The organism is Streptomyces sp. PH9007 (genome assembly GCF_059813725.1).
Window position 1 is genome coordinate 1256575 of the sequence record NZ_CM187440.1, and the last position, 19893, is coordinate 1276467.

At 71.3% G+C, this 19893-nt stretch carries 18 protein-coding genes; 3 read left to right on the plus strand and 15 right to left on the minus strand.

The annotated features are described in order from the left end of the window. Nucleotides 1-31: 31 nt before the first annotated feature. The 6 genes from ACTFAP_RS05530 to ACTFAP_RS05555 form a co-directional block, all read right to left on the minus strand. A complete protein-coding gene (locus tag ACTFAP_RS05530; protein ID WP_500468358.1) occupies nt 32-1078 on the minus strand; it encodes an ArsA family ATPase in 1047 nt (348 codons plus the stop codon). Next, nucleotides 1075-1530, minus strand: a complete 456-nt coding sequence (locus ACTFAP_RS05535) for an SRPBCC family protein (RefSeq protein WP_500468359.1) — start codon at nt 1528-1530, stop codon at nt 1075-1077. The genes ACTFAP_RS05530 and ACTFAP_RS05535 overlap by 4 nt, the downstream gene beginning before the upstream one ends. 80 nt (nt 1531-1610) lie before the next feature. Continuing rightward, nucleotides 1611-2762, minus strand: a complete 1152-nt coding sequence (locus ACTFAP_RS05540) for a glycosyltransferase family 4 protein (RefSeq protein ID WP_500468360.1) — start codon at nt 2760-2762, stop codon at nt 1611-1613. Nucleotides 2763-2802: 40 nt separating this feature from the next. Further along, nucleotides 2803-3858 (minus strand): C40 family peptidase, encoded by a 1056-nt coding sequence (locus ACTFAP_RS05545; protein WP_500468361.1) that lies wholly within the window; start codon nt 3856-3858, stop codon nt 2803-2805. A gap of 182 nt (nt 3859-4040) precedes the next feature. After that, entirely contained in the window at nt 4041-5090 is a 1050-nt protein-coding gene (locus ACTFAP_RS05550) for an NlpC/P60 family protein (protein ID WP_495683662.1), read from the minus strand. Between the two features lie 300 nt (nt 5091-5390). Next, entirely contained in the window at nt 5391-6737 is a 1347-nt protein-coding gene (locus ACTFAP_RS05555; protein ID WP_390124861.1) for an NYN domain-containing protein, read from the minus strand. A gap of 254 nt (nt 6738-6991) precedes the next feature. Between ACTFAP_RS05555 and ACTFAP_RS05560 the strand changes: the two genes are divergently transcribed. Continuing rightward, nucleotides 6992-7273, plus strand: a complete 282-nt coding sequence (locus ACTFAP_RS05560) for an Lrp/AsnC ligand binding domain-containing protein (protein WP_030734501.1) — start codon at nt 6992-6994, stop codon at nt 7271-7273. 295 nt (nt 7274-7568) lie between these two features. Here the strand turns inward: ACTFAP_RS05560 and trpD are convergent, their stop codons facing one another. From trpD to ctaE, 5 genes are all read right to left on the minus strand, one after another. Continuing rightward, a complete protein-coding gene (trpD, locus tag ACTFAP_RS05565; protein ID WP_500468362.1) occupies nt 7569-8633 on the minus strand; it encodes an anthranilate phosphoribosyltransferase in 1065 nt (354 codons plus the stop codon). Nucleotides 8634-8753: 120 nt separating this feature from the next. Continuing rightward, nucleotides 8754-10409 carry a cytochrome bc1 complex cytochrome b subunit gene (gene qcrB, locus ACTFAP_RS05570; RefSeq protein WP_400009237.1) on the minus strand — a complete coding sequence of 552 codons (1656 nt, stop codon included), beginning with the start codon at nt 10407-10409 and terminating at the stop codon, nt 8754-8756. Next, nucleotides 10406-11482: a cytochrome bc1 complex Rieske iron-sulfur subunit gene (gene qcrA / locus ACTFAP_RS05575; protein ID WP_400009238.1), complete on the minus strand. Its 1077-nt coding sequence runs from the start codon at nt 11480-11482 to the stop codon at nt 10406-10408. Before qcrA ends, qcrB begins: the two co-directional genes overlap by 4 nt. Then, nucleotides 11479-12288 (minus strand): cytochrome bc1 complex diheme cytochrome c subunit, encoded by an 810-nt coding sequence (gene qcrC, locus ACTFAP_RS05580; protein ID WP_400009240.1) that lies wholly within the window; start codon nt 12286-12288, stop codon nt 11479-11481. The genes qcrA and qcrC overlap by 4 nt, the downstream gene beginning before the upstream one ends. Nucleotides 12289-12363: 75 nt before the next feature. Beyond that, complete coding sequence (gene ctaE, locus ACTFAP_RS05585; protein ID WP_030734513.1) at nt 12364-12981, minus strand: aa3-type cytochrome oxidase subunit III; 618 nt, start codon at nt 12979-12981, stop codon at nt 12364-12366. 169 nt (nt 12982-13150) lie between these two features. Here ctaE and ACTFAP_RS05590 point away from each other — a divergent pair, with 169 nt between their 5' ends. Further along, the gene (locus tag ACTFAP_RS05590; RefSeq protein ID WP_436981266.1) at nt 13151-13552 is read left to right on the plus strand and encodes a hypothetical protein; all 402 of its coding nucleotides are present in this window, start codon (nt 13151-13153) and stop codon (nt 13550-13552) included. A gap of 85 nt (nt 13553-13637) precedes the next feature. Here ACTFAP_RS05590 and ACTFAP_RS05595 read toward each other — a convergent pair whose 3' ends face one another. The 4 genes from ACTFAP_RS05595 to ctaC all read right to left on the minus strand — a co-directional run bounded on the left by ACTFAP_RS05595 (nt 13638) and on the right by ctaC (nt 18205). Beyond that, nucleotides 13638-14927, minus strand: a complete 1290-nt coding sequence (locus ACTFAP_RS05595; RefSeq protein ID WP_436981264.1) for a L,D-transpeptidase — start codon at nt 14925-14927, stop codon at nt 13638-13640. A 151-nt stretch (nt 14928-15078) separates the two neighbouring features. After that, nucleotides 15079-15477, minus strand: coding sequence for a cytochrome c oxidase subunit 4 (locus ACTFAP_RS05600; RefSeq protein ID WP_030734529.1), 399 nt, complete (start codon nt 15475-15477; stop codon nt 15079-15081). Beyond that, on the minus strand, nt 15474-17231 hold the full coding sequence (ctaD, locus tag ACTFAP_RS05605) for an aa3-type cytochrome oxidase subunit I (RefSeq protein ID WP_400009245.1): 1758 nt from the start codon (nt 17229-17231) through the stop codon (nt 15474-15476). Before ctaD ends, ACTFAP_RS05600 begins: the two co-directional genes overlap by 4 nt. Further along, nucleotides 17228-18205: an aa3-type cytochrome oxidase subunit II gene (gene ctaC / locus ACTFAP_RS05610; protein ID WP_030734534.1), complete on the minus strand. Its 978-nt coding sequence runs from the start codon at nt 18203-18205 to the stop codon at nt 17228-17230. The genes ctaD and ctaC overlap by 4 nt, the downstream gene beginning before the upstream one ends. Before the next feature lie 290 nt (nt 18206-18495). Between ctaC and ACTFAP_RS05615 the strand changes: the two genes are divergently transcribed. After that, entirely contained in the window at nt 18496-19887 is a 1392-nt protein-coding gene (locus ACTFAP_RS05615; protein ID WP_400009247.1) for a cysteine desulfurase/sulfurtransferase TusA family protein, read from the plus strand. Nucleotides 19888-19893: the final 6 nt, after the last annotated feature.

Sequence of the window (19893 nt, forward strand, 5' to 3'; positions counted from 1 at the left end):
GGCACAGCTGCGCGTCGTGGATCCTCCGACGTTACCCCGGATCGGGGGCGAACCGTACGGCGAGCGCCCCCGATTCCTCCAGGGCCGCGCCGGTCACCTCGCGGTGCCGCAGCTCGGCGGGGAGGGGCACCGCGCGGCGGAACGGTCCGACGGTGAGGAAGAGTTCGTCGCCGCGCCGCACCAGGTCCAGTTCCGAGCGGTTCGCGCCGGGCAGCGGCAGCCGCCACACCGGACCGTCGTCGAGGACGGGGGCGAGCCGCCGCGGCTCCCCCGCCGGGGCCCAGTCCAGCGCCCCGCCGGCGGCCAGCTCCGTCAGCTCCGCCTCGCCGGGGGTGCCGCCCAGGTGCGGGAGGTCGCGGGTCTCGGCCGGGAGCGCGTCGAGGGCCGCCTGCTGTGCCGCCGCCACCTCGCGCAGCCAGGGGTCCGGGGAGCCGGAGGGCAGCACCCGGTTGGCGATCACCGCCTCCAGGGCCAGCCCGTGCAGGGCGAGTCCGGCCCTGGCCATCCGTACGGTGGCGGGAGCCTGCGCCGTGGGTTCGACCACCAGCCGCACCGCCGTCGCCGGTGAGGTCAGCAGGGCGTGCAGCTGATCGAGTTCCCCGGCCCAACGGCCGGCCGCCTCGTACGGCAGGCCGGCCAGCTGGGCGAGGAGCGAGGCCGGCCGGCCGCCGGGGAGCAGCCTGCGGACGTAGCGGGCCAGCAGTTCGGGCAGGGCCAGCAGCCGGATCGCCTCGGTGACCGGCGGGAGGTCGACGACCAGGGTCTGCCACTGGCCGGAGCGGTGGGCCTGTGCCAGCGCGGTGAGCAGGGCGAGCCCCTCGCTGCCGGGGAGCGCGGTCAGTTCGTCCTCGTGCAGCAGGTCGGTGCCCGTCTGCCGCTGGATCCCCAGGACCCCGTCCCGGAACCACTGCCCGGTGTCGGGGCGGACGGCCGCCACCCCGGAGAGCGTCCCGACGCGCTCGCCGAGCAGCAGCACCGTACGCCCGGCCCGTGCCTCGGCCAGCGCGGTGCCGGCCGCGACGGTCGTCGTGCCGGCCCCGCCGGGCCCGGTGACCAGCAGCACCCGTGCCGGGGTCATCCGGTGGTCGCCTCGCCGCTCTCCACCCGCTTCTTCAGCCCGTCCAGGGCGCGTTCGATGATGACCTTCTCGGCCTTGCGCTTGATGGTGCCCAGCATCGGGATCTTCACGTCCACGGTCAGCTGGTAGGTGACCTCGGTGTGCTTGCCGCCGTCCACCGGCACCAGCCGGTAGGAGCCGTCGAGCGAGCGCAGCATCTGGGACTTCACGAGCGACCAGCTGACCTCGTCGGTGTCCGCCCAGGCGTACGCCAGGGTGTGTTCGTCCTTGATGGCGCCGGCGTCCAGCAGCAGCCGCACCTGTTCGGCGCGCCCGCGCTCGTCCGTGCCGAGCACCTCGGCCTCCCGCACCTCGCCCGTCCACTCGGGGTAGCGGCCGAAGTCGGCGATCACCGCCATGACCTCGGCCGGTGTGGCGTCGATGGTGATGCTCGACCTGGTGTGTTCGGCCATCCCGGTGGCTCCTTGTTCCGCGCGCGCTGTCGTCGTGTCGTGGGGGTGAGTGTCACCGGGAAGGCTATCGCGGGCCGCCCCTAGAGCAGTTCACGCAGCCGCTGCGCCAGCAGGTCCCAGCGCCACTTCTCCTCGACCCACTGCCGTCCGCGCTCGCCCATCCGCCGGCGCAGCCCTGGGTCGCGCAGCAGGGTGACGATGCGCTCGGCGGTCTCGGCCGCCGCGCCGGGGGCCCCGCCGCGGACGATCCAGCCGGTCTCGCCGTCCAGCACCGCGTCGGGCGCGCCGCCCGAGTCGCCGGAGACCACCGGCAGTCCGGTGGCCGACGCCTCCAGGTACACGATGCCCAGGCCCTCCACGTCGAGGCCGCGGCGCCGGGTGCGGCAGGGCATGGCGAACACGTCGCCGGCCCCGAAGTGGGCGGGCAGCCGCTCCCAGGGGACGGGCCCGGTGAACCGTACGGAGCCGGCCACCCCGCTCTCCTGCGCCAGCTTCTCCAGGTCCCTGCGGTAGGGGCCGTCGCCGACGATCAGCAGGACGGTGTCCGGCTCGGCGGCCAGGATCCGGGGCATGGCCCTGATCAGGGTGTCCTGGCCCTTGCGCGGCACCAGGCGGGAGACGCACACCACCACGGGACGGTCGGTGAGGCCCAGTTCGGCGCGGACCTTGTCGCCGCCCGATCCCGGGTGGAACAGCTTCTCGTCCACGCCGGGCGGCAGTTGCACCATGCGCCCGGCGGCCTCCTCGGTGAGCGCCGAGGCGATCCGTGAGCGGGTGTACTCCCCCAGATACGTCACCGTGTCGGTGCCCTCGCCGATGCGGCGCAGCAGTTGCCGGGCGGCGGGCAGCTGGGCCCAGCCGGCCTCGTGGCCGTGGCTGGTGGCCACCAGCCGCTGGGCGCCCGCCTTGCGCAGTGCCGGCCCCATCAGGCCCAGCGGCGCCGCCGCGCCGAACCACACCGACTCGCACCCGTGGGTGCGCAGCAGGTTGACCGCGCGGCGGGTGAAGCGCGGGGTGGGCAGCAGCATGGTGCTGCGGTCCCTGATGACCGGGTACGGCTGCTCGGCGTCGAAGGCCGCGGTGGCCGCCCGGCCCTCCTTGTCGCGCTTCCAGGTGGAGGCGTACACGACCACCCGGTCCGGCTCCAGGCGCAGCGCCATGCTGTGCAGGAACGCCTGGATGCCGCCGGGGCGCGGCGGGAAGTCATTGGTGACGATCAATGTCTTACGCATCACGGGCGAGCGTATCCGGTGGCGGGGCCCGGGCCGGGGTTCAGGGTCGGACCACGGAGTGCAGCGGCATCATGCCGACCGGCTCGACGCGTACCTGGGCGCCGGGGTAGGGCGCGTGGATGACCTGGCCGCCGCCCACGTACAGGGCGATGTGGCTGGCGTCGCCGCGGTAGACGACGAGGTCGCCCGGCTGGGCGGCCGACAGCGGTACGGCGGTGCCGGCCGCCGCCTGGGCCTGGGAGGTGCGGGGCAGGGAGATCCCGGCCTGGCGGTAGGCCCACTGGGTCAGCCCCGAGCAGTCGAAGGAGTTCGGGCCGGCCGCGCCCCAGGCGTAGGGGCTGCCGAGGGCGCTCCGGGCGGCGGCGAGCGCGGCGGCGCCGCGGCCGTTCGCGGTGGGCGCGGCGGCCGGGGCGGGGGTGGTGGTCCCGGTGGCGGCGGCAGTGACGGTGGCGGTGGCCGCGGCCTGTTCGCGTGCCTCCCGGTCGGCCCGTTCGCGGGCGGTGAGCCGGTCGTACTGGGCCTGGGCGGTGGCGAGCTTGCGCAGCACGGTCTGCTTCTCGCGGGCGAGCACCGCGCGTTCGGCGGCGAGTTCGTCGAGTTTGTCGCCGGCCTCGGCACGGCGCTGTTCCAGGGTGCGCTGGGCGGCCTGCAGCTCGCGCAGCTCACCCGAGCGTCTGGTGCTGACCCGGTTGAGGGCGGCGGCGCGGGCGAGATAGCTGTCCGGGTCGTCGGAGAGCATGAGGGTGACGGTGGGGTCGATGCCGCCGGCCCGGTAGTGCGCGGCGGCGGCCGAACCCAGGGAGCGGCGCGTGTCGTTGACGGCCTGCTTGCCGGTCTCCACCCGCCGCTGGTAGAGCTCGGCCTCGGCGGTCAGCTCCTCGACCCGTTCCGAGGTGCCGTTGTACGCCTCCACGGCGCGCTCGGCCTCGGCGAAGAGCCGGTCCACTCTCTCGGCGGCGCTGACGCTGCTGGGGACGGGCTCGGCCACGGCGGGCGCGCTGCTGAGGGCGACCGCGGCACTCGCCGCGGCGGACAGGACGGAGGCGCGGGCCGCGCGGGCCGGGCCGTACTGCGGGGGTCGCCGGTGGGTTGCCACTGCGCGCCGTGTTCCCTTCGGTGGGGTACCTGAAGGGGGCAGAATCTAGTTGCGGCGCGGCCGGGTACAGCGCATCCCGTGCCGGATGTTGTCCGGCGAGCCAGAGAAGCGCCGCAGGTCAGCGGGGGTCGGCGGCCACGGTGTCCGGCCGCCGATTCACCCGGATGGAGGAACGTGCCGGGTCAGCCGACCCGGACGCCGAACTGGAACGGCATGGTGTGCAGCCCGGTGTACTCAACGTACTTGCCGGTGCCCGGCGAATGCAGCACCTGGCCATTGCCGGCGTAGATGCCCACGTGGTGCAGGTCGCCGTAGAACAACACGATGTCGCCGGGCGCCAGCTGGCTCTCGCTGACCCGGGTACCCGCGTTGGCCTGCGCCTGGGAGGTACGCGGCAGGGTGACCCCGGCCTGCGAGTACGACCAGCTGACGAAGCCGGAGCAGTCGAAGGAGTTGGGCCCGGTGGCACCCCACTGGTACGGGGAGCCGACCTTGGTGGCGCCGGCGGAGAGCGCGGACTGGCCACGGGCGGAGCCGCTGCCGTCCAGGACCGGACGGCCGTCGCTGCCACTGCGGTTGGCGCGCTCGGCCTCCGCCTGGGCGGCGGCGGCCTCCTCGGCCTCGGCGGCGGCGATCGCCGCGCGCTCCTCCTCGGTGAGCTGGTTGAGCAGGGACTGCGCCTCGCTCAGCTTGCCCTGGATGGTGTCCTTGCGGTCCTTGAGCTCGTCCCGGGTCTCCTCGAGTTCGGCGAGCTTCTCGGTGGCCTCGTCGCGCTGCTGGGACAGGGTGCGCTGCTTGGACTCGATCAGCTGCAGCGTCTCGGCCTGCTTGCCGCTGACCTGGCTGAGCGTGGAGGCGCGTTCGAGGTACGCGTCGGGGTCACCGGACAGGAAGAGCTGCACGGAGGGGTCCAGGCCGCCGGTGCGGTACTGGGCGGCGGCGATGGAACCGAGGCCGGAGCGCAGCTCGTTGAGCTCCTCCTGGCCACGGGCGGCGGAGTCCTGAAGGGTCTCCACCTCCTCCTGGAGCGCTTCCTCGCGCTCCTTGGCCCCGTTCCACTCCTCGGTCGCGATGGCCGCTTCGTGGTGGAGCTCGTCAACACGCTCCTGGACCTGTTCCTTGGTCTCGGCGTGGGCGGCCTGGGAGCTGAGGGCTACGGTGGCGGCCGCGGTGGCGCCGAAGACGGTCACCCGCGTACGGCTCGGGGGCTTGGGACGACGGTGGGACGCCACTGGGGCGAGCTCCTTCTTCCTCAGCCGCCTGCCGGGTGTGGGGGCTTGGCCCCGGCTCCGCGCATCGGCCGCGGAATCGGCGGTACCCTCACGGCCCCCCGGGATGGGTGAGCGACCGCGCGAAGGTTCGAGGCCCGACCCTAGCGAGGCGTTGTTCCCTCATTCAAATCCCTGTGGGCATTTTTTACTTACCTCACACGCCGAGCGACCACGGGTCACCCAGCGTGCGGCACAGAAGCGGTCACACCGCCCCTGACCGGCGGAAAAACCGGCAGCACGGGCCAGATCGGCGCAACCGGATCATGTCCGGGCAAGGCGTTTGAGCAGCAGTGCGGAGGCTGCGGGACGCGCCCCGGCGCGTGCGATGCCGTCGGCGACCTCCCGGTCGGAGGAGACCACCACCACGGGGCGGCCCGGGGGTTCGGCGCGCACCAGCCGCCGGATCAGCTCGTCGGCGGTCTGCCCCGGGTTGCTGAACAGCACCCGCACCCCGCGCGGCGGCGTCAGCAGCACCGGCGCGGCCAGCTCCGCGCCGTCGAACACGCAGGTCATCTCGGCGCCGGTCTGCGCAGCCAGTACCGCGAGTCCGCGCAGGAGCCGGGCCCGCTGCTTCTCCAACGGCAGGGTGGGATAACCGGATTTGGTGACGTTGTAGCCGTCGACCACCAGGTGGGCCTGGGGCAGCGCCAGCAACTGGTCGAGCAGCGCCGGATCGTCCTCGGCCAGCGCGCGATGGGCGACGTCCTGTGGGGACAGTTCCCCCGGCCGCACCGCGTCCACCGTCTGGGCGGGCCGCAACTGGGCCGGCGGCAGGGCCAGTTCCCGGCGCAGCCCCTGGGCTGCGTCCAGCACGGTGTCCAGCAGCAGCCGCAGCCGCATGTCCTCGATGCCCCGCCCCTCGCGCGCCGCCTTGCGGCCCGACTCCAGGGTGGTCTCGGCCTCGGCCAGCCGGGCGCGCAACCGCCGCGCCTCACTGTCCGCCGCGGCACGGGCGGCACCGGCCTCGCCGCGGACCGTCTCCAGTTCCTCGCGCAGCTTGCGCACCGTGGCCTCGCCGCGCCGCACGTCGCTGAGCGCGCTGCGCAGCTTGCGGTGCACGGCGTCGGTCTCCTTGCGGGCTGCTTCGAGTTCGGCGCGCAGCCGCTCGCTGTCGGTGCGCGCGATGGTCCGGGCGTCCGCCAGCTCGGTGCGCAGCCGGGCGAGTTCGCGCTCGCGCTCCTCACCGGCGCGCTCGTCCTGGGCGCGCTGCGCTTCCTCGCCTGCGGCGGCCACCAGCTTGGCCCAGCCGGGGGGCCGCAGCAGATAGGCGATGGCGGCGACCGCGACCGGATCGGCGGCGGCGGGCGGGGTGCCGCCCTCCACGGCCTCGGCCAACTCCGGTTCGGCGGCGCGCAGCCGGGCGGCGACGCGGTGCCGGAAGAGGGTGTCGTTCTCCAGGGCGGTGGCGATGGCGGCGCCGCCGTGCCGGACCCGGCGGACGGGGGTGAACCGCGCGTACTGCCGCAGGACCGGCGGCAGCTCGTTGACGGTGAGGCCGGCGAAGGCGTCTCCGGCCAGCACGATCACACGGTGCCGGACCTTCTCCGGCAGCGGACGGTCCAGGCTCTCTGCGGGCTCCGCTCCCTCATCGCCATCCGTGGCATCCATGACCGGTCACACCCGTCCGTCAGCATCCGTTGGCCGAGAATGCGCCATGGTTTCGCCTACTTTCTGAACTGCCCGGCCGGGGGTACCTCCCGAAGGGGGTCCGGGGGAGGCTGTCATCATCCGCACGGTCACCCTACGGCCTGCGTACTGGCACGTGTGCTCAAGCGCCGGGGATCGCCCGTCCGGCGGATGGCGGGGGCGCGCGGGCTAAGGTGAGCGGCGTACCGCGACCGGCGTCCAGGGAAGGCCAAGCCGTGATCACCTCCATCGTGCTCATCAAGACCAGCGTGGACCGTATCCCGGAGATCGCGGAAGCGATCGCGGCCCTGGAGGGGGTCAGTGAGGTGTACTCGGTGACCGGCGCGCACGACCTGATCGCCATCGTCCGCGTCCCGCGCCACGACGACTTGGCGGACGTGATCCCCGGCAGGATCAGCAAGGTTCCCGGCGTGGAGTCGACCGAAACCCACATCGCGTTCCGCGCCTACTCCCAGCACGACCTGGAGGCGGCGTTCGCGATCGGCCTCGACGCCTGACCCGGCGCCGGGACGGACCCCGCCCGTCGCTCAGCGCGCCAGGCGCGGCAGCAGCAGCCGGTCGGAGGCACCGGCCAGCGGGCCGCGCGGGGCGGTGATCCGCGCCGGTAGGGTGCGCCCCACCCGGGGCGGGGCCCTGGCGCCCGGCTCCCTGGCGACCTGTTCGCGCGGCTCACGCGGGCTGCCGAGGGCCCGGGCGAGTCCGAGGCGGCGGATCGTGCCGCCCGGGCAGGTGGCGGCCCGCCGGTCGGCGGGCTCGGTGAGTCCGACCGCGCTGAGGGCCGCCCCCGAGCGGTCAGCGGTGGGTCGCGCTCACCCAGCGTTCCAGGGTGTCCCGGGCCGCACCGGTGTCGACGGCGGCCGCCGCCCGGGTCATGCCCGCCGCGATCTGCTCGGCCAGCGGGGCGTCCGACGGAGCGAGCGCCACCAGCGCGGCGGCCGAGTTCAGCAGGACCGCGTCGCGTACCGGGCCCGGCTCACCGGCCAGCAGCCGGCGCGCCACGTCCGCGTTGTACGAGGCGTCCGCGCCGCGCAGCGCGGACACCGGCACCAGCTCCAGGCCCACCTCGCGCGGGTCGAAGGTCTCCTGGCGCACCGCACCGTCCCGGACCACCCACACGGTGGAGGTGGCCGTGGTGGTCAGCTCGTCCAGGCCGTCGTCGCCGCGGAAGATCAGCGCCGAGCTGCCCCGTTCGGCCAGCACCCCGGCCATGATCGGGGCCATCCGGGCGTCGGCCACCCCGGTGGCCTGGGCCCGGACCCGGGCCGGGTTGGTCAGCGGCCCCAGGAAGTTGAACGGGGTCGCCACCCCCAGCTCGCGGCGGGCGCCCGCCACATGGCGCAGCGAGGGGTGGAAGTTGGCGGCGAAGCAGAAGGTGATGCCCGCTTCCTGCGCCACTTCGGCGACCCGCTCGGGACGCAGCGTGAGGTTGACGCCCAGCTTCTCCAGGACGTCGGAGGCGCCGCTGGCGCTGGAGGCCGCCCGGTTGCCGTGCTTGACGACCTTGGCTCCGGTGCCGGCCACCACGATGGCGGACATGGTGGAGATGTTGACGGTCTTGGCCCGGTCGCCGCCGGTGCCCACGATGTCCACGGCCGGGCCGGGGACCTCGATCAGCCGGGCGTGTGCGTACATGGCCCGCACGAGGCCGGCGATCTCGCCGACCGTCTCGCCCTTGGCGCGCAGCCCGACCGCGAACCCGGCGATCTGCGCGTCGGTCGCCTCGCCGCGCATGATGCGGTCCATCGCCCAGGCGGTGTCCCCGGTGGAGAGGTCGGTTCCGGAGATGAGGGCGGTGAGGATGTCCGGCCAGGCGCGGGCCGCCGCGGCGTCGTCGCCGACGGGGGGCACAGTGCTCATGGCTCACCTCTGGGGGATCCGGGGATCTTCTGCGGGGCAGCCTAACCTGCCCGCGACACGGCAAGAGCCCCGGTCCGGAGATCGGACCGGGGCTCTTGACCCGTCAGCACGGAACGCGGCTCAGTGGTGGCCGTGTCCCTCGGTGATCTCGCGGTACTCCTCGGCGGTCGGCTTGGTGACCTGACCGCTCTCGCCGAAGTAGCCGCGGCTCACCTTGACCCGCAGCCGCTCGATGACGCCGACCTTGTTCCGGACCCCGTTCTCGTCCGTCGCCGGCGGCAGTTCGGCCGGCTTGTACTGGTCGTGCGCGGTGAGCGTGTGCAGCTGCTCGCGGGACAGCGGCTCGTGCACCTCGATGAACTCGCCGTGCGGCAGCCGCTTGATCACACCGGTCTCCCGGCCGTGCAGCACCTTCTCCTTGTCCCGGCGCTGGAGTCCCAGACACACCCGGCGGGTGGCCCAGAAGACGAGCACCGGCAGGACGAAGAAGGCGATCCGGCAGATCCAGGTGATGGTGTTGATCGACAGCCCGAACTTCAGCGCGATCACGTCGTTGCCACCGGCCACCAGGGCGACCAGGTACCAGCTGATCCACGCCACACCGAACGCGGTACGGGTCGGCGCGTTGCGCGGCCGCTCCGCGATGTGGTGCTCGCGCCGGTCCTTGGTGACCCAGCTCTCGAAGAACGGGTACAGCGCGATGATGATCAGCATCAGCGGGAAGACCGCCAGCGGCACCAGCAGACCGAAGTTCAGCGTGTAGCCGCCCGGGATCACCCACTCCCAGCCCGGCATCAGACGCACCAGACCCTCGGAGAAGCCCAGATACCAGTCCGGTTGCGCGTTGGAGGTGATCTGGTCCGGCCGGTACGGGCCGAGTACCCACACCCCGTTGATCGTCGTGGTGGCGGCGATGATGGTGATCACACCGAACACCAGGAAGAAGAACCCGCCGGCCTTGGCCGTGTACACCGGGAACAGCGGGAAGCCGACCACGTTGGTGTTCTTGCGGCCGGGCCCGGCGTAGTGGGTGTGCTTGTGGAACACGATCAGGATGAGGTGGGCCACCACCAGCGCCGCCATGATGCCGGGCAGCAGCAGCACGTGCGCGACGAAGAACCTCGGGATGATGTCCGTGCCGGGGAACTCCCCGCCGAAGACGAACATCTGGATGTAGGAGCCGACCACCGGGACGGCGAGCATCGCGCCCTCGGAGAAGCGGATACCGACACCGGAGAGCAGGTCGTCGGGGAGCGAGTAGCCCGTCAGACCGGTGAGGATCGCCAGCACGAAGAGCAGGAAGCCGAAGACCCAGTTGACCTCACGCGGCTTGCGGAAGGCACCGGTGAAGAACACCCGCATCATGTGCATGAAGATGCCGACCACGAAGATCAGCGCGGCCCAGTGGTGGATCTGCCGCACGAGCAGACCACCGCGGACCTCGAAGCTGATGTCGAGCGTCGAGGCGTACGCCTCGGACATCAGCAGCCCGTTCATGGGCGCGTAGGAGCCGTGGTACTCGACCTCCGCCATGCTCGGCACGAAGAACAGCGTCAGATAGACACCGGTCGCGATGAGGATGATGAAGGCGTAGAGGCAGATCTCGCCCAGCAGGAAGGACCAGTGGTCCGGGAAGATCTTGCGCATGTTGGCCTTGGCGAGGGAGTAGATCCCCACCCGGCCGTCCGCCCAGTCGGCGATGCGCTCGCCGGCGGGCGCCTTGCCCCGCGAGGACGGTGCCTCGGGAGCCTCGGCGTTCTTGGTTGCCGTACTCATCCGCGCTCCCAGAAGCTCGGGCCGGGCGGCTCCTCGAAGTCACCGAGGGCTTCGAGGTAACCGTCGTCGTTCACCTTGATACGCAGCTGCGGCAGCGGGTGGCCCGCGGGACCGAACAGCACCCGGGCCCCGTCGGCGAGGTCGAACGTCGACTGGTGGCAGGGGCACAGCGCGTGATGGGTCTGCTGCTCGTACAGGGTGGCCGGGCAACCGATGTGCGTGCAGATCTTGGAGAAACACAGGATGCCCTCGTGGCCCCACTCGGCCGACTTCGGGTCCTTGATGTCATCCGGCTCCAGGCGGACCAGCATGACCGCGGCCTTGGCGATCTCGACCTGGAAGTTGTGGTCGTGCGGGTCGAGACCCTCCGGCATGGCCTGGGTCAGCGAACCGAGCGTGATGTCCTCGGGCCGCAGCGGCTGCATCGTGTTCTCGTTGATGATCAGCGAGCCGGGCTTCCACATGGTGTGGCGCAGCTTGGTCCCCGGCAGCGGGCCGAGGTCGCGCAGCAGCACCACTCCGGAGAGCGGCACCAGCGCCAGCGCGCCGAAGAGCGTGGTCCGCACCAGCTTGCGCCGGCCGAACTGCGACTCCTTGGTGCCCTGGGCGAAGTCCGCCAGGACCTGGGCCTTGACCTCGGGGCTGGCCTCGATCGGGTGCCGCTCGTCGCTCATCTCCTCGTCCGACATCAGCGTGCGGGCCCAGTGGACCGCGCCGGCGCCGATGCAGAACAGGGCGAGACCCAGGGTCAGACCGAGGGCGAAGTTGAGCCCGCTGATGTGACCGAAGGGCCAGATGTAGACGATCTTGTCGATCGGGATCGCCACGTAGGAGGCGATGAAGCCGATGGTGGCCAGCATGGACACCGTGAACAGCAGGGCCACGGTGCGCTCGGACCGTTTGGCGGCCCGCTCGTCGATGTCCTGCCTGCGGTGTTCGTGCGGCGGCAGTCCGGGGTCGGCGAACGGATCGTCCGCCGGGGCCACCGCGCCACGCTCCTGCTCGCTCGGCAGGTGTTCGTCAGACACGTTGTTGTGGGAGTTCCGGGAGTCGTTGTCGTCGGGATTGCTCATGACTTCTTCGCCTTCGCGCTGCGGGCGGCGATCCACACGGCCACGGCGATCAGCATGCCGATGCCGATGGTCCAGGCGAAGAAGCCCTCACCCACCGGGCCGTATCCGCCCAGGCTCAGACCGCCGGGGTTGGGCGACTCGGAGGTGTTGGTCGCGTCCAGCCAGGCGATGATGTCGCGCTTGGCGTCCTCGGGGAGCACCCCGTCGGGGAAGGAGGGCATGTTCTGCGGGCCGGTCAGCATGGCTTCGTACAGGTGACGCGGGTTCACGTCCGCCAGGTTCGGGGCGAACTTGCCGTGTGTCAGCGCGCCGCCCTGACCGGTGTAGTTGTGGCACTGCGAGCAGTTGGTGCGGAACAGTTCGCCACCGCGCGCCGGGTCGCCCTGGGCGGGGTCGTACGCGTCGGACTCGGGCACGGCCGGGCCGGGGCCCAGGGAGGCGATGTACGCGGCGAGCTGGTCGATCTCGGCCTGGTTGTAGACGGGGGGCTTGGCTTCGGCCTGCGGGCCCGGCTGCGCCATGGGCATCCGGCCGGTACCCACCTGGAAGTCGACGGAAGCGGCACCGACACCCACCAGGGAGGGTCCACCGGTGCCGCCCTGGCCCTCGTTGCCGTGGCAGCTGGAGCAGCCCACGGAGTAGAGCGCCTTGCCTTCCTCGATGGCGAGGGTCTGGGCCGTTTCCTCGGCCTGGGCCTCACCCGAGGGCGCCAGTACGGCGTACAGCCCCCCGGTGACCGCCAGCGCGAAGATAAGGACGACGAGCGCAGCCAGCGGATGGCGCCGTCGTGCGGAGAGCTTTTTCACGGATTACCCCGGTGTCAGGATCTGCTGCGTCGGTGCTTGAGGTGTGCGTCGGAGCGCGTCCGGTGCGGCGACCGGCTACTTGATCAGGTAGATCGTGGCGAAGAGGCCGATCCAGACGACATCCACGAAGTGCCAGTAGTAGGACACGACGATGGCCGACGTGGCCTGCTCATGGGTGAACCGCCGCGCCGCGTAGGTCCGTCCCAGGACCAGCAGGAAGGCGATCAGTCCGCCCACCACGTGGAGGCCGTGGAAGCCGGTGGTGAGGTAGAAGGCGGACCCGTACGGGTCGGAGGACAGCGTGACGCCCTCGTGCACCAGTTCCACATACTCCGTCACCTGGCCGCCGATGAAGACCGCGCCCATGACGAAGGTGACCACGAACCACAGGCGCAGCTTCTTCACGTCGCCCCGCTCGGCGGCGAAGACGCCGAGCTGGCAGAACAGGGAAGAGAGCACCAGGATCGAGGTGTTGCCCAGGGCGAAGGGGACGTTGAGGGTATCCGCCTTATCCGTCCAGAAGTCCGCTCCCATCACCGATCGCAGGGTGAAGTACATCGCGAAGAGCGCCGCGAAGAACATCAGCTCGGAACTCAGCCAGATGACGGTTCCGACGCTGGTGACATTCGGCCTGTTGACCGAGGGGTGTGCGCGCCCGGTTTCTACTGCTGTTGCTGTCGCCACGCCGGACATTATGTCGGTCGCTTATCCGGCGCTTAGCCGGGGGGTGCCATTCGGTGTGTCCAAGCGGTATGTCCTGGGACGACGCGGGGCCACTCCGAGGTTGACGACCCCTGCCGCCGGGCGGTGCCGACGGAGTAGCATCCGGGCCACGCTACCCGTCCATTCACGCGGAGGAACGATGCAGCGGACCGCAACGGTGCTGGTCTACAGCGACGACGCGAACACCCGCGAACAGGTACGTCTGGCGGCCGGCCGCCGCCCCGCCTCCGATGCCCCGGCGGTGGAGTATGTGGAGTGCGCCACCCTGCCCGCCGTGCTGTCCGAACTGGAGCGCGGCGGCGTCGATGTGTGCGTGCTGGACGGCGAGGCCGTCCCGGCGGGCGGCATGGGGGTGTGCCGGCAGATCAAGGACGAGATCTTCGACTGCCCGCCCGTGCTGCTGCTGATCGGGCGCCCCCAGGACGCCTGGCTGGCGACGTGGAGCCGGGCGGAGTCGGCCGTCCCGCACCCGGTGGACCCGGTTCAGCTGGCGGCCGCGCTGGCGGAACTGCTGCGCTCGAGGCTGCCCGCCGTCGCCTGAGCCGGGAGAGCCCCGGCTGAGGCCCCGGCCGGTCGTTGGACGGGGCCGGGGCCACGGGGCGGCTCCCAGAAGCTCTGGCGGGCTCTCAGAGCGCCGGGGCGAGCCGGCTGGGGCTGCCGGACGCGCCGGCCGGGTCGGGCGCCTGGTGGAGGGCGCTGCCCGCCAGCCACTCGTCCCAGGACAGGTTCCAGTCGCCGAAGCCGTTGCCGAAGGGCGCCATGTCCTCGCCGTAGCCGTTGATGTGTTCGACGATGTCGCCCTGGCGCACGGTTTCGAAGAACCAGCGGGCGTCCGCGTCACTCATTCCGGTACACCCGTGGCTGACGTTGGAGTTGCCCTGGGAGCCCACCGACCAGGGCGCGGCGTGCACGTACTCGCCGCTCCAGGTGAGCCGGGTGGCCCAGGAGACGTCGAGGTCGTACGACTCGGAGCTGCCGGCCGGGATGCCGATGCTGGTGCCGGTCATCCGGACGTTCTGCTCCTGGCCGAGGACGACCTTCTTGCCGTCGCGGGTGGCGAATCCCACTTTTCCGGTGGTGATGGGCAGGGTGCGCAGGACCTCGCCGTTGCGGGAGACGGTCATGTAGTGGCCGCTGATGTCGGCCACCGCCTCCACCCGGTCGCCGATGGTGAGCTGGAGCTCCTGCCCGGCACCGCCGCGCAGCCCGTCCCTGATGTGCAGCCCGGCGAGCTGGGAGCTGACCGTGACGCTCGCCCCGGCCGGCCAGTACTCCTTGGGCCGGTAGTGCAGCAGGGTGTCGTCCACCCAGTGCCAGGAGCCCTCCACCTGCGGCTCGGAGGCGACCGTGAGGGCGCTCTCCACCAGGAGCCGTTCGGCCGGGTCGGCGACCTCCTCGCTGAGTTCCGCGGTGAGCGGCTGACCGACCCCGTAGGTGCCCGCGGTGGGGCCCAGTTCGATGTCGAGGGGGGCGGCGTCCGAGTCGCCGGTGCTGAAGGTGTGGGTGCCGCGCCCCGGGCGGCCGTCGTTCTCGGTGCTCACCTGAATGGTGTAGCTGGCCCCGGCCGCCAGCGGGCTGGTGCTGTGCCAGCTGCTGCCGTCCTCGGACAGCTGTCCGGTGACGGTGCGGCCGATCGCGTCGGTGGCCACCACGTCCGTGATCCGGCCGTCGGTGTCCTTGCTGGTGATCTTCAGCGGCTCGTCGGGGTTGACGGCGGCGTCGCTGTCCCCGGCGGGGCCGAAGGAGAGCTGTTCCGTGGCGTCGTAGGGCTTGCCTGTGAGGGATCTGGAGGCATCGCTGCACGCGGTGACCCAGACCATCAGCGGGGCGAGTATCAGGGCGCAGCTGAGCGCCGTCCGGCGGGATGCGACCGCCCTGCTGGGCGCGCTGTCCGAGATGCCTCTTTCATGACCCATGGTCACAAAATACGAATAATACTCCGACAGGGCGCGCGGGATTCCCGCATTCGGGGGACCCACCGGTCGCGTCGCCCGTCCCCGGCACGCCGCAGGCCCCCGGGGAGGCTTCCCCGGGGGCCTGCGGCGATACGTGCGCGGGACGTCGCGGCTACTGGTTCTGGTTCTCGCCCCGGTAGAACTCGAAGACCCACAGCCACAGACCGACGAGCAGCAGCGGCGCGGTGAAGAACGCCAGCCACCAGCCGAACACCGGCCCCATGAAGGCGGTCAGACCACCGAGCGCGAGCACCAGCGGCGCCCAGCTGTGCGGCGCGAAGAAGCCGAGCTCCCCCGCGTCGTCCGCGATGTCGGCGTCCTTGCGGTCCTGCGCCCCGGTGTCCACCCGGCGGGCCGTGAAGACCAGGTAGAACCCGATCATCGCGGCCAGCGAGAAGGACAGGAACAGGGCGGTCGTCCCCACCGGCTCCTTGGACCACAGTCCGTAGACGATGGCCGCGCCCAGCATGAACAGGGCGATGCCGCTGAAGAGGTAACCCTGGATCTTCACTTGGCGTCTCCCTCGGACTCGGTACGGCCCTCGGTCGGCTTGCTCTCGGTCCCACCGGTCACCGCGGTGCGGGGATCGGTGTTCTCCAGCGCGTCCAGCACGGCCAGCTCAGGGTGGTGCAGGTCGAACGCCGGCGATTCGGAGCGGATCTTCGGCAGGGTGACGAAGTTGTGCCGCGGCGGCGGGGAGGAGGTCGCCCACTCCAGCGAGCGGCCGTAGCCCCACGGGTCGTCCGCGTTGACCGGCTTCCCGTACTTCCACGTCTTCCAGACGTTGTAGAAGAACGGCAGCATCGACATGCCCAGCAGGAACGAGCTGATGGTGGAGATGGTGTTCAGCGCGGTGAAGCCGTCCGCGGCGAGATAGTCCGCGTACCGCCGCACCATGCCCTCGGTGCCCAGCCAGTGCTGCACCAGGAAGGTGCCGTGGAAACCGATGAACAGCGTCCAGAAGGTGATCTTGCCAAGACGCTCGTCCAGCATCTTGCCGGTCCACTTCGGCCACCAGAAGTGGAAGCCGGCGAACATCGCGAAGACCACGGTGCCGAACACCACGTAGTGGAAGTGCGCCACCACGAAGTAGGTGTCCGAGACATGGAAGTCCAGCGGCGGCGACGCGAGGATCACACCGGTCAGACCACCGAAGAGGAACGTGACCAGGAAGCCGATCGACCACAGCATCGGGGTCTCGAAACTCAGTGACCCCTTCCACATGGTGCCGATCCAGTTGAAGAACTTCACACCGGTCGGTACCGCGATCAGGAAGGTCATGAACGAGAAGAACGGTAGGAGTACCGCTCCCGTCACGTACATGTGGTGCGCCCACACCGTCACCGACAGACCGGCGATGGAAATGGTCGCGATGACCAGACCGATGTAACCGAAGATCGGCTTGCGGCTGAAGACCGGGATGATCTCCGAGATGATGCCGAAGAACGGCAGCGCGATGATGTACACCTCTGGATGGCCGAAGAACCAGAAGAGGTGTTGCCACAGAATCGAGCCGCCGTTGGCCGGATTGAAGATTTGTGCCCCGAACACCCGGTCGGCGGCCAGCGCGAACAGCGCGGCGGCCAGCACGGGGAAGGCCAGCAGCACGAGCACACCGGTGAGCAGGACGTTCCAGGTGAAGATCGGCATCCGGAACATCGTCATGCCGGGGGCGCGCATGCAGATGATGGTGGTGATGAAGTTGACCGCGCCCAGGATGGTGCCGAAGCCGGAGAAGGCCAGACCCATCACCCACATGTCGGCGCCCACGCCCGGCGAGCGGACCGCGTCGGACAGTGGTGAATAGGCGAACCAGCCGAAGCTCGCGGCGCCCTGCGGGGTGAAGAAGCCCGCGATCACCAGCAGACCGCCGAAGAGGTACAGCCAGTACGCCAGCATGTTCAGCCGCGGGAACGCCACATCGGGCGCGCCGATCTGCAGCGGCATGATCCAGTTCGCGAACCCGGCGAACAGCGGGGTCGCGAAGAGCAGCAGCATCACCGTGCCGTGCATGGTGAACAGCTGGTTGAACTGCTCCTTGGAGACCAGCTGCAGACCCGGCCTGGCCAGCTCGGCGCGCATGATGAGCGCCATGACGCCGCCGACGATGAAGAAGATGAACGACGTCAGCAGATACATATTGCCGATCGTCTTGTGATCCGTGGTGGTGAGCCACTTGATCACAATATTGCCGGGCTCTTTCCGGCGCACCGGCGGCACTGCCTTCGCGGCGCCGGCCTCCTGTGGGGTGTCAAGGATTGTCACGGCTGGTTCGTCTCCGCGTTAGTGGCGGCTTCCGTCTGCTCGATGCCCGCCGGGATGAAGCCCGTCTGACCCTGGGCAGCCAGATCCTGGAGGTGCTGCTGGTACTCCTCGGGGGAGACGACCTTCACGTTGAAGAGCATCCGGGCATGGGCCTCGCCGCACAGCTCGGCGCACTTGCCCATGAAGGTGCCCTGCTTGTTCGGGGTCACCTCGAAGCGGTTGGTGTGCCCGGGGATCGCGTCCTGCTTCATGAGGAACGGAACCACCCAGAAGGAGTGGTTGACGTCCCGCGAAGTGATGATGAACTGGACCGTCTCGCCCTCGGGCAGCCACAGGGTGGGCCCGGGGTTGCCGGTGTCCGGGTCGCGGTCGTCCAGCGCGCCCACCGTGTAGACCCCGTCCGCGTTCTCCGGGACGGCCTCCATGAAGCGGTCGGGGATGGACGCCAGCTCGGGAGCGTTCTGGGCGAACTTCTGGGTCTCGGTCTCCTCGGACAGGTGTCCGACCGGCTCCAGGTAGTTGAAGGCCCAGCTCCACTGGAAACCGACCACGTTGATCACGTGGTCCGGCTGGTCCGAGGTCTCCAGGAGCTTGGTCTGGTCACGTGCGGTGAAGTAGAAGAGGACCGAGACGATCACCAGCGGAACCAGGGTGTACAGCGCCTCAATGGGCAGGTTGTACCGGTTCTGCGGCGGCACTTCCACCTTGGTCCTGGACCGGCGGTGGAAGAAGACACTCCACAGGATCAGCCCCCACACCAGTACGCCCGTCACCAGAGCGGCGGCCCACGAGCCCTGCCACAGGGACAGAATGCGCGGCGCCTCCTCCGTCACCGGAGTGGGCATACCGAGACGGGGGAAGTCCTCGGATGTGCAACCTGTCGCGGTCGCCAGGACCAAGCCCGCGAGCAACGCCTGCGGCAGGATCCGCCGCACCGGGCGCCGCGACGAGCGGTCGGAGCCGTTGGGACTCACGTAGCGCCTTCCCGAGAGTCTCGCCCGCGGTATACGGCCACTGCCTTCGCCCGGGGCGGGGGCACCGGCCCTGACACGGGCAGGGGTTTGGATGTTTATGCGGTGCAAACCCTACTGGACGCTATTTGAGGTCGTGCGGGGAGGGTGCCCAACCCGGCGCGCCGGTTCCGCCACCCGCCGAGTCCCCGCTCACCGCCCCCTTCTGACGCCGTGCGAGCGTGTCGGGCACAGGGGTTCGAGACCGGGTGGCCGCGAGCACCGGGTTGACGCGGGGGCGCTACGTTCAGGGGGTGTCCTACTTCGATGCCGCTTCCTCCCTCCCCCTGCACCCGGTCGCCCGGCAGGCCCTGCTGGCCGCACTCGACGACGGGTGGGCCGACCCCGGCCGCCCGCACCGTGAGGGCCGCCGGGCCAGGATGCTGCTGGACGCGGCGCGCGAGTCGGCGGCGGAGGCGGTCGGCTGCCGCCCCGACGAACTGACGTTCACCCCTTCGGGTACCCGTGCGCTGCACACCGGCATCGCGGGCGCGCTGGCCGGCCGCCGCCGGGTGAGCCGGCGGCTGCTGGTGTCGGCGGTCGAGCACTCGGCCGTGCTGCACGCCGCCGCGACGCACGAGGCGGCGGGCGGCACCGTCACCGAACTGCCGGTCGAGCGCACCGGACGGCTGCCCACCGACGCCCTGCGGCAGGCGCTGGGCGACGGCGACCCGGCCGCGCTGGTCTGCCTCCAGTCCGCCAACCACGAGGTGGGCACCGCCCAGCCGGTCGCGGAGGCGGCCGAGCTGTGCTGGGCGGCCGGGGTCCCGCTGCTGGTGGACGCGGCCCAGTCGCTGCCCTGGGGCCCGGTGCCCGGCGACTGGTCGCTGCTGGCGGCCAGCGCGCACAAGTGGGGCGGCCCGGCCGGAGTGGGGCTGCTCGTGGTGCGCAAGGGCGTACGGTTCGCTCCCCCGCCGCCCGCCGACGAGCGCGAACGCGGCCGGGCGGCCGGCTTCGAGAACATCCCGGCGATCGTGGCGGCGGCGGCCTCGCTGCGCGCGGTGCGCCAGGAGGCGGCGGCCGAGGCGGAACGGCTGGCCGCCCTGGTGGACCGGATCAGGGACCGGGTGCCGGAACTCGTCCCCGACACCGAGGTGGTGGGCGACCCGGTACGGCGGCTGCCGCACCTCGTCACCTTCTCCTGCCTCTACGCGGACGGCGAGGCGCTGCTGCACGCCCTGGACCGGGCCGGTTTCGCGGTCTCCTCCGGCTCCTCGTGCACCTCCTCGACGCTGACGCCCAGCCATGTCCTGCGGGCGATGGGCGTGCTCTCGGAGGGCAACGTACGGGTCTCGCTGCCGCCGGGGACCACCCGCGGGGAGGTGAACCGTTTCCTGGCTTCCCTCCCCGAGGCGGTCGGCTCCGTCCGTGCCCAGCTGGTGCCGGACGCCGACCCGGTGGTGGTGGCGAGCGGCCCGGACGGGGTGACGGTGGACGCGCTCGGCAAGCGCTGCCCGGTCCCGGTGATCGAGCTGGCGGCGGTGATCGGCACCGTGCCGGTGGGCGCGGTGGTCACCGTCCTGTGCGACGACGAGGCCGCCCGGCTGGACATCCCCGCCTGGTGCCACACCCACCACCACGACTACCTGGGCGAGAGCGCGGCGGACGGAGGCGCCACCGCGTACCGGGTCCGCCGGGCGGAGTGAGTGTCC